This is a genomic window from Enterobacter sp. UPMP2052 (assembly GCF_053709675.1).
The window spans coordinates 203,139-211,768 of record NZ_JBSKJR010000006.1; the positions used below are offsets into that span (position 1 = coordinate 203,139).

At 52.8% G+C, this 8,630-nt stretch carries 6 protein-coding genes, 1 tRNA gene and 2 rRNA genes; 6 read left to right on the plus strand and 3 right to left on the minus strand.

The window, feature by feature from the left end; translation table 11 throughout:
- Nucleotides 1-5: 5 nt before the first annotated feature.
- From ACWKX3_RS17055 to ACWKX3_RS17080, 6 genes are all read left to right on the plus strand, one after another.
- A complete protein-coding gene (locus ACWKX3_RS17055; protein ID WP_454542110.1) occupies nt 6-3,119 on the plus strand; it encodes an efflux RND transporter permease subunit in 3,114 nt (1,037 codons plus the stop codon).
- A gap of 242 nt (nt 3,120-3,361) precedes the next feature.
- The gene (locus ACWKX3_RS17060) at nt 3,362-3,583 is read left to right on the plus strand and encodes a lipoprotein (protein WP_006178893.1); all 222 of its coding nucleotides are present in this window, start codon (nt 3,362-3,364) and stop codon (nt 3,581-3,583) included.
- A 459-nt stretch (nt 3,584-4,042) separates the two neighbouring features.
- Nucleotides 4,043-5,068 carry an amino acid ABC transporter substrate-binding protein gene (locus tag ACWKX3_RS17065; protein WP_454542111.1) on the plus strand — a complete coding sequence of 342 codons (1,026 nt, stop codon included), beginning with the start codon at nt 4,043-4,045 and terminating at the stop codon, nt 5,066-5,068.
- A gap of 67 nt (nt 5,069-5,135) precedes the next feature.
- The gene (locus ACWKX3_RS17070) at nt 5,136-6,317 is read left to right on the plus strand and encodes an amino acid ABC transporter permease (protein ID WP_454542112.1); all 1,182 of its coding nucleotides are present in this window, start codon (nt 5,136-5,138) and stop codon (nt 6,315-6,317) included.
- A gap of 9 nt (nt 6,318-6,326) precedes the next feature.
- Complete coding sequence (locus tag ACWKX3_RS17075) at nt 6,327-7,430, plus strand: amino acid ABC transporter permease (protein WP_454542113.1); 1,104 nt, start codon at nt 6,327-6,329, stop codon at nt 7,428-7,430.
- A gap of 7 nt (nt 7,431-7,437) precedes the next feature.
- Nucleotides 7,438-8,196, plus strand: coding sequence for an amino acid ABC transporter ATP-binding protein (locus ACWKX3_RS17080; protein ID WP_042322185.1), 759 nt, complete (start codon nt 7,438-7,440; stop codon nt 8,194-8,196).
- A 102-nt stretch (nt 8,197-8,298) separates the two neighbouring features.
- Here the strand turns inward: ACWKX3_RS17080 and rrf (ACWKX3_RS17085) are convergent.
- The 3 genes from rrf (ACWKX3_RS17085) to rrf (ACWKX3_RS17095) all read right to left on the minus strand — a co-directional run.
- Nucleotides 8,299-8,414 (minus strand): 5S ribosomal RNA (gene rrf, locus ACWKX3_RS17085).
- A 43-nt stretch (nt 8,415-8,457) separates the two neighbouring features.
- A tRNA-Thr gene (locus tag ACWKX3_RS17090) sits at nt 8,458-8,533 on the minus strand.
- A 14-nt stretch (nt 8,534-8,547) separates the two neighbouring features.
- A 5S ribosomal RNA gene (gene rrf, locus ACWKX3_RS17095) occupies nt 8,548-8,630 on the minus strand; the annotation flags it as partial.

An 8,630-nucleotide genomic window follows, 5' to 3' on the forward strand; every position in this document is an offset into this window, starting at 1 on the left:
ACTTCATGGCTAATTTCTTTATTCAGCGGCCAGTTTTCGCCTGGGTGCTCGCCATTATTTTGATGATTGCGGGCGGCCTCGCCATTTTAAAACTGCCCGTCGCACAATATCCAACCATTGCTCCCCCTGCGGTCGCCGTCACGGCGACGTACCCGGGTGCGGATGCGCAGACGGTTCAGGATACCGTCACCCAGGTTATCGAGCAGAACATGAACGGCATCGATAACCTGATGTACATGTCGTCCACCAGCGATTCCGCAGGTAATGTGACCATTACCCTGACGTTCCAGTCGGGGACCGACCCTGACATTGCTCAGGTTCAGGTTCAAAACAAACTTCAGCTGGCGATGCCGCTGCTCCCACAAGAAGTACAGCAGCAAGGGATCGGCGTAGAAAAATCCAGCAGTAGCTTCCTGCTGGTGGCGGGATTTGTTTCTGATAATAAAAGTCTGAGCCAGGATGATATCTCTGACTATGTCGCCTCGAACGTGAAAGATGCGATTAGCCGGACCTCAGGGGTTGGCGATGTTCAGTTGTTTGGTGCGCAGTACGCGATGCGTATCTGGCTCGACAGTAACGCCATGAACAAATACCAGCTTACCCCTCTGGATGTGATTAACCAGTTAAAGACGCAGAACAACCAGATTGCAGCGGGTCAGTTAGGCGGTACACCGTCTATACCCGGACAGCAGTTAAACGCCTCAATTATTGCTCAAACGCGTTTGAAATCGCCGGAAGAGTTTGGTCGGGTCACGCTGAAGGTCAACCCGGATGGCTCAATGGTGCATCTGAAGGATGTTGCCCGAATTGAGCTGGGCGGCGAAAACTACAACATGGTCACCAAGATTAATGGCCAGGCGGCAACCGGCCTTGGGATCAAACTGGCTACCGGTGCAAACGCGCTGGATACAGCTGCCGCCATTAAGAGCAAGCTGGCGCAGCTGCAACCCTTCTTTCCGCAGGGCCTGAGAGTCGTTTATCCGTACGACACCACACCTTTCGTGAAGATCTCTATTCACGAAGTGGTGAAAACGCTGTTTGAAGCGATCATTCTCGTTTTCCTGGTGATGTATCTGTTCCTGCAAAATCTGCGGGCAACGCTGATCCCGACAATTGCCGTGCCGGTCGTGCTGCTTGGCACCTTCGCCATCCTGGCGGCGTTTGGTTTCTCCATAAACACCCTGACGATGTTTGGGATGGTGCTGGCGATAGGCTTGCTGGTGGATGATGCCATCGTGGTCGTCGAGAACGTCGAGCGCGTCATGGTTGAAGACAAACTGCCGCCCAAAGAGGCGACGCAGAAGTCGATGGAACAGATCCAGGGCGCCCTGGTCGGCATCGCCATGGTTCTTTCGGCGGTCTTTATTCCGATGGCCTTCTTTGGCGGCTCGACCGGCGCCATCTACCGCCAGTTCTCACTGACTATCGTCTCTGCCATGGCGCTCTCGGTGCTGGTTGCGCTGATTTTAACGCCTGCGCTGTGCGCCACACTGCTTAAACCCGTTTCCGGCGATCACCACGAGAAGAAAGGGGGGTTCTTTGGCTGGTTTAACGCGCTGTTTGACAGGAGCGTGGATCATTACAGTAACAGCGTGAGCGGGATCTTACGCAAAACCGGGCGTTATCTGCTGGTCTATCTCATTATCGTCGGCGGCATGGCGGTGCTGTTCCTGCGCCTGCCGACCTCCTTCCTGCCCGAAGAGGATCAGGGGGTGTTCATGACGATGGTGCAGCTGCCAGTCGGTGCTACGCAGATGCGCACCCAGAAGGTGCTGGATCAGGTTCAGGATTACTATCTGACGAAAGAGAAAGCGAACGTTGAATCTGTCTTCACGGTAAACGGGTTCAGCTTTAGCGGCCAGGGCCAAAACTCAGGCATCGCGTTTGTCAGTCTCAAGCCCTGGGAAGAACGTCCGGGTAAGGAAAATGGCGTAGGTGCAATTGTGAGCCGCGCAACGAAAGCCTTCAGCCAAATCAAAGATGGCCTGGTCTTCCCGTTCAACCTACCCGCTATTATTGAGCTGGGTACCGCGACTGGCTTCGACTTTGAGTTGATAGATCAGGCAAACCTGGGACATACGCAGCTTACGCAGGCACGTAATCAGCTGCTTGGTATGGTGAGAGAGCATCCTGACCTGCTGGTTCGCGTGCGTCCTAACGGACTGGAAGATACGCCTCAGTTCAAGCTGGATGTCGATCAGGAGAAAGCCCAGGCCTTAGGCGTAAGCGTTTCTGATGTTAACCAGACCGTCTCAACGGCGTTGGGTGGCACCTATGTAAACGACTTTATCGACCATGGACGCGTGAAAAAAGTGTACGTTCAGGCCGATGCCCGTTTCCGTATGTTGCCTGGCGACATTAACAGCCTGTATGTCCGTAGCGCGAACGGTGAAATGGTCCCCTTCTCGGCCTTTAGCAGCTCGCACTGGGTGTACGGTTCGCCACGTCTGGAGCGCTTCAATGGGATGCCATCAATGGAGATCCTTGGTGAGTCCGCACCGGGAAAAAGTACCGGTGAAGCAATGGCATTAATGGAAAGCCTGGCCTCAAAACTGCCTGCTGGCATCGGCTATGACTGGACGGGGATGTCTTACCAGGAACGACTTTCCGGTAACCAGGCACCGGCGTTATACGCCATTTCACTGATTGTGGTGTTCTTATGCCTGGCCGCTCTTTATGAAAGCTGGTCTATTCCGTTCTCAGTCATGCTGGTTGTACCGTTGGGCGTCATCGGTGCGCTTCTTGCCGCATCGCTGCGCGGGCTGAACAACGATGTTTACTTCCAGGTGGGCCAGCTCACAACCATCGGTTTGGCGGCCAAGAACGCCATTTTGATCGTTGAATTTGCTAAAGATCTCATGGATAAAGAGGGTAAAGGCATTATCGAAGCGACGCTTGAGGCCTCGCGAATGCGCTTGCGCCCTATCCTGATGACGTCTCTGGCATTTATTCTCGGCGTCATGCCGCTGGTCATTAGCAGTGGTGCAGGCAGCGGTGCGCAAAACGCCGTCGGCACGGGCGTAATGGGAGGGATGCTTTCAGCGACCCTGCTGGCCATCTTCTTCGTGCCCGTCTTCTTTGTGGTGGTGCGGCGACGTTTCACGAAACATAAAGATTAATGAATGACTAAAAGGCACCTCTGGTGCCTTTTTTAATTCCCGCGAGAATAACGTTTCGTGTGCTCCACACTTTCTCCATTAATTACTTTTAACGTCCGTTTTTCTCCATGATTTTTACAAACCACATAATTTGAGATTATTCCCCATGCGGGATGGGCTTATAGCAGTGGTAAAATAGGTGCTAATTCGTTAATTGCCGCTCTGGCTTTAAAGCGAATGTGAGAAAACACTGAGGTAACATCATGAAAAGATTCATTTCCGTTGCACTTCTCGCTGCGCTGCTTGCTGGTTGCGCACACGATTCTCCATGTGTACCGGTATACGACGATCAGGGCCGACTGGTTCATACCAATACCTGCATGAAAGGCACCACCCAGGATAACTGGGAAACTGCAGGTGCCATTGCCGGTGGCGCTGCCGCTATCGCAGGTCTGACGCTGGGCATCGTCGCCCTGACCAAATAAAAACGTCTTTGAAAGCGCGGCTCAGTCCGCGCTTTTGCTTCCCTTCTTCCTGAACGTAAAAAGGTTAATGTTAAATTCAGGGAAAACCGTCATTCAAAAACCCGTCACATCTTTTTTTGTATCGTCTATTTAATTTCATTTTTCTTCGTGATTATTTTCACATATTAATTACATTCAATACCCTGCCAATATTCACGTCAGAAACTATCTTTCGTTTAAACATGCGCTTAAATAAACTTTTGCTCCAATTTGTGGCGCAGGTTGGAATTTCGCACCATTCCAGAGCATTCGATTTATTTAACCCTGTCTACACTCAGCATTGTGCGCCCTGTTCTCGTTTATTTTATCGGGCGTAAACCTGGCATTACGTTTGCTTTATAAACGTCGGCCACATCCACAGACAGGTCAAAGCGTTTCAAAACGCCTTTATAACGATAATTTCGCCACACAGGATGCATTATGAAAAAGACGATGATAGCCAGCCTGGCCGCAGCGGGCGTGTTGTTTGCTGTTGCCAGCCAGGCCCATGCGGGCACGACGCTGGATGCCGTTAAAAAGAAAGGTTTTGTACAATGTGGGATCAGCGACGGTTTGCCTGGCTTCTCTTATGCCGATGCAAACGGCAAATTTACCGGCATCGACGTTGATGTCTGCCGGGGCGTTGCCGCTGCGGTTTTCGGTGATGACAGTAAAGTGAAATATACCCCGCTTACGGCAAAAGAACGTTTCACGGCGTTGCAGTCAGGCGAAGTGGATATGCTGTCGCGTAATACCACCTGGACATCTTCACGTGATGCCGGTATGGGCATGTCATTCACCGGCGTAACCTATTACGACGGTATCGGGTTCCTCACCCACAATAAAGCTGGCCTGAAAAGTGCCAAAGAGCTGGACGGCGCAACTGTGTGTATTCAGGCGGGAACGGACACTGAGCTTAACGTCGCAGATTACTTCAAAGCAAATAGCATGAAGTACACCCCGGTCACCTTTGACCGCTCAGATGAGTCAGCAAAAGCGCTGGAATCAGGACGTTGCGATACGCTTGCGTCGGACCAGTCGCAGCTGTATGCCCTGCGAATTAAGCTGAGTAATCCGGCTGAATGGATTGTCCTTCCTGAGGTTATTTCTAAAGAACCTCTCGGCCCCGTCGTTCGCCGTGGTGATGAAGACTGGTTCTCCATCGTGCGCTGGACGCTGTTCGCCATGTTGAATGCAGAGGAGATGGGCATCACCTCGAAAAACGTCGATGAGCAAGCTGCAAATCCATCGACACCGGATATGTCACACCTGCTGGGTAAAGAGGGTGATTTCGGCAAAGACCTGAAGCTTGATAACAAATGGGCTTACCACATCGTTAAACAGGTCGGGAATTATGGCGAAATTTTCGAGCGCAACGTGGGTTCTGAAAGTCCGCTGAAGATAAAACGCGGCCAGAACAATCTCTGGAACAACGGCGGCATTCAGTACGCCCCACCTGTACGTTAAGCATCGGCTGTAACGGGCACTGCGCACGCGGTGCCCACTCCGGAGACATGGTTACCGAGGTTTGTTTATGCCCCATCGCCGCTCTGCCATAAAAGGATCGCTATCCTTTTCTCATCCCGCGGTCCGCGCCTGGCTATTCCAGATTATTGCTGTTATCGCGGTTGTCGTCATCGCCGCTTATTTAATTCATAACACCGTGACCAATCTGAATAATCGCGGTATTACATCCGGCTTTGCATTTCTGGATCGCAGCGCGGGTTTTGGAATTGTTCAGCATCTTATCGATTACCAGGAAGGTGATACCTACGGGCGCGTGTTTGTGGTTGGTCTGCTGAATACGCTACTGGTCTCGGCTCTGTGCATCGTTTTCGCGTCGCTGCTTGGGTTCTTCATTGGCCTGGCGCGGCTTTCCGATAACTGGCTGTTGAGGAAACTGTCGACCTTTTACATTGAGACGTTCCGCAATATCCCGCCCTTGTTGCAGATCTTTTTCTGGTATTTCGCTGTCCTGCGCAACCTTCCGGGGCCGCGCCAGGCCGTAGACGCTTTCGACCTGCTTTTTCTCAGCAACCGGGGGCTCTACATCCCTTCCCCTCAGGTCGCTGAGGGGATACACGCCTTTGTTATCGCTATTGCACTTGCGCTTGTCATCTCTGGCGGGCTGTTTCGCTATAACCGGAAACACCAGGTTAAAACCGGACAACTTCGTAAGACATGGCCATTCGCGCTAGCGTTGATTGTTATCCTGCCATGGGCTGCCCGGAGTCTGTTTGGCGCCGCGCTGCACTGGGATGTCCCCCACCTGCGAGGGTTTAATTTCCAGGATGGTATGGTTTTAATCCCGGAGCTGGCCGCCCTGACGCTGGCACTGTCTATTTATACCTCAGCGTTTATTGCTGAGATCATTCGAGCAGGGATCCAGGCCGTACCCTATGGACAACACGAGGCCGCACGTTCTCTGGGCTTGCCAAATACGGTGACGCTGCGTCAGGTCATTATTCCTCAGGCTTTACGGGTCATCATTCCGCCACTGACCAGTCAGTATCTGAATATTGTGAAAAACTCGTCGCTGGCGGCCGCGATTGGCTATCCGGATATGGTGTCGCTGTTCGCCGGAACCGTGCTTAATCAGACCGGCCAGGCGATTGAAACCATCGCCATCACCATGTCTGTCTACCTGATCATCAGCCTGATCATTTCGTTGTTGATGAACCTCTACAACCGCCGCATCGCGCTGGTTGAGCGCTAAGGAACGATGATGAGTAAAGCGATACTGTCTCGCTCTTCGCGCCCATCCCTCTCTCCGGGCGGACGCTATGTTACCTGGGCACGTAAGAATCTGTTTTCCAGCTGGGGTAACTCGCTTCTGACGGTGGTTTGCCTGTGGCTGATGTGGGAATTACTTCCTCCGCTGCTGAACTGGGCCTTATTACAGGCAAACTGGACGGGCACGACTCGCGAAGACTGTACTAAAGCGGGAGCATGCTGGGTATTTATTCACCAGCGATTTGGCCAGTTCATGTATGGGTTATACCCTCATGAACAGCGCTGGCGGATCAATCTGGCGCTGGCGATCGGGTTGTTCTCCATCGCCGTTATGTTCTGGAAAAAAGTCCCTCACCGTGGACGCTATATCGCCTGCTGGGCGGTTGTGTATCCCCTTGTCGTATGGGTGTTGCTGTACGGTGGTTTTCTGGGGCTGGAACGCGTCGAAACCCGCCAGTGGGGCGGCCTGACGCTGACGTTGATCATCGCTTCCGTTGGGATTGCCGGCGCGTTGCCATGGGGGATTTTGCTCGCACTGGGACGGCGATCCACCATGCCGGTGGTGCGCGTGCTCTCCGTTATTTTTATTGAATTCTGGCGCGGCGTGCCGCTCATCACCGTTCTGTTTATGTCATCGGTCATGCTGCCGCTGTTTATGGCGGAGGGCACCACCATAGACAAGCTGATCCGTGCCCTGGTCGGGGTCATTCTCTTCCAGTCCGCCTATGTGGCTGAAGTGGTTCGTGGCGGACTTCAGGCGCTGCCTAAAGGACAGTACGAAGCCGCAGAATCCCTGGCGCTGGGTTACTGGAAAACGCAGGGGCTGGTGATCCTCCCCCAGGCGCTCAAGCTGGTTATTCCCGGGTTGGTCAACACGATCATCGCCCTTTTTAAAGATACCAGCCTGGTGATCATCATCGGGTTGTTCGATCTCTTTAGCAGCGTGCAGCAAGCCACCGTTGATCCCGCCTGGCTCGGGATGTCCACGGAAGGGTATGTCTTTGCCGCGCTGATCTACTGGATCTTCTGTTTTAGCATGTCGCGCTATAGCCAACATCTGGAAAAGCGCTTTAACACCGGGCGTACACCGCACTGAGGAAATGATGAGCCAAATAACAATGACCCCCGCCGACGCGATGATTACGCTGGAAAACGTCAATAAATGGTACGGGCAGTTTCACGTGTTAAAAGACATTAACCTGAAGGTAAAACAGGGGGAAAGGATCGTCCTGTGCGGTCCTTCTGGATCGGGAAAATCAACGACAATTCGTTGTATTAACCATCTTGAAGAGCATCAGCAGGGGCGGATTGTGGTGGATGGTATTGAGCTGAATGAAGATATCCGCAATATCGAACGCGTTCGCCAGGAAGTGGGGATGGTGTTTCAGCACTTTAATCTGTTCCCGCACTTGACCGTTTTGCAGAACTGCACGCTGGCACCCATTTGGGTCCAAAAGATGCCGAAAAAAGAGGCTGAAGCGCTGGCGATGCACTACCTGGAGCGCGTGCGCATTGCAGAACATGCTCATAAATTCCCGGGACAGATCTCCGGTGGTCAGCAGCAACGCGTCGCTATCGCGCGGTCGCTGTGCATGAAGCCGAAAATCATGCTGTTTGATGAGCCAACGTCCGCTCTCGATCCGGAAATGGTCAAAGAGGTGCTGGATACCATGATCGGGCTGGCGCAATCGGGGATGACCATGCTGTGCGTGACGCATGAGATGGGGTTTGCGAGAACCGTAGCTGACAGGGTGATCTTTATGGATCGCGGTGAAATTGTTGAGCAGGCTCCGCCAGATGAGTTCTTTGCCCATCCTAAGTCAGAGCGTACACGGGCATTTTTATCTCAGGTGATCCATTAAGTGTTTTGTGCCCGGAAGCGCTACGCTTACCGGGCCTGCTGATTCATACGGCCCAAAACGCAAAAAGGCCATCCTTCCGGATGGCCTTTTCACTTGTTTGATGTCTGGCAGTTCCCTACTCTCACATGGGGAGACCCCACACTACCATCGGCGCTACGGCGTTTCACTTCTGAGTTCGGCATGGGGTCAGGTGGGACCACCGCGCTAAAGCCGCCAGACAAATTCTTTTACTTCTTGCCGAACTTTAACCTAAGTATAAAGTGGTGCTGATACCCAGAGTCGAACTGGGGACCTCACCCTTACCAAGGGTGCGCTCTACCAACTGAGCCATATCAGCACGCTAAATTTGATGCCTGGCAGTTCCCTACTCTCACATGGGGAGACCCCACACTACCATCGGCGCTACGGCGTTTCACTTCTGAGTTCGGCATGGG

Excerpts from the sequence above, each read along its gene's own strand:
- ACWKX3_RS17070 (WP_454542112.1), top strand. The coding sequence starts at position 5,136 with ATGCCCCATCGCCGCTCTGCCATAAAAGGATCGCTATCCTTTTCTCAT.
- ACWKX3_RS17060 (WP_006178893.1), top strand. The coding sequence starts at position 3,362 with ATGAAAAGATTCATTTCCGTTGCACTTCTCGCTGCGCTGCTTGCTGGT.
- ACWKX3_RS17080 (WP_042322185.1), top strand. The coding sequence starts at position 7,438 with ATGAGCCAAATAACAATGACCCCCGCCGACGCGATGATTACGCTGGAA.
- ACWKX3_RS17055 (WP_454542110.1), top strand. The coding sequence starts at position 6 with ATGGCTAATTTCTTTATTCAGCGGCCAGTTTTCGCCTGGGTGCTCGCC.
- ACWKX3_RS17075 (WP_454542113.1), top strand. The coding sequence starts at position 6,327 with ATGAGTAAAGCGATACTGTCTCGCTCTTCGCGCCCATCCCTCTCTCCG.
- ACWKX3_RS17065 (WP_454542111.1), top strand. The coding sequence starts at position 4,043 with ATGAAAAAGACGATGATAGCCAGCCTGGCCGCAGCGGGCGTGTTGTTT.